This is a genomic window from Treponema sp. UBA785, assembly GCF_002297065.1.
Lineage (GTDB): Bacteria > Spirochaetota > Spirochaetia > Treponematales > Treponemataceae > Treponema_D.
On record NZ_DBJD01000008.1, the window covers coordinates 10,997 to 11,910 of the forward strand.

The following is a 914-nucleotide window of genomic DNA, read 5'->3' on the forward strand; positions in this document are numbered from 1 at the left end:
AACCTTTACGATATTGTGCGTCTGTATTCCGGGCGCGACACGGATTTTAAAAGCAAAAAAGCCGGAAGCAGCACAACAAGCGAAGTTCAGCTTATCGGGCGCGGCGTGCGGTATTTTCCTTTTGAATATGAAGGCAAGGAAAAGAGCCGCCGCAAGTTTGACAATGATTTGCAGAACGAGCTTAGAATTCTGGAGGAATTTTATTTCCATAGCGACGATGATGTTAAATATATAAGCGAGCTTTCGCAGGAACTTAAGCGCACTGGAATTATAAGCGAAACAAGGACGCAGAAAACTTTCCGCATAAAGGAAGACTCAAGAAAGGAGCTTGAAAAGCTTTATCTTTTTGTGAACGAGCGGAGGAAAAATCCAGAACGAAGATTGCGAACTTTGCCCGATGACTTCAAGAATATTCCGCCTTTTGAATACGACCTGACGACTTCACTGTATTCAAATATCCGAGCCGTAAATTTTCAAGGCGGTGACGAAGAGTTTTTGGCTGCGGACTCTCAGAATATTTTTACAGAAACTTTTACATTTGCAGATTTTATAGACGGTTACAGAAATATCTACACAAAGGCAATGCACGTTTTGAACACGAATCCCGCGTCATATTTCAGCTTTGAGAATCTCCGCAATAAATTCAATATCTGCAGCACGGAAGATTTTTTTAGCTTTATAAAGGACATAAAAATCACTTTGAAACGCGACGCGGAATTTTCCGACATTCCGAACAAAAAAATTTTGGAAATGTTTGAAGAATTCTTCTTGTATTGCCAGAAAAATCTTGAAAGCTACGACAATCCGTTTGTGGGAAGCGATTTTAAGCTCGTTCCGTTTTCAGAATGTTTTGCGGCGGAAAAAGAAAAACTTATAAATATTGACGGAAAAAATACTGAAACTTTGGAAAACAA

1 pseudogene is annotated in these 914 nt (G+C 39.6%); it reads left to right on the forward strand.

The annotated features are described in order from the left end of the window. Nucleotides 1-914, forward strand: a pseudogene (locus tag B2X33_RS00570) (DEAD/DEAH box helicase family protein); the annotation flags it as partial.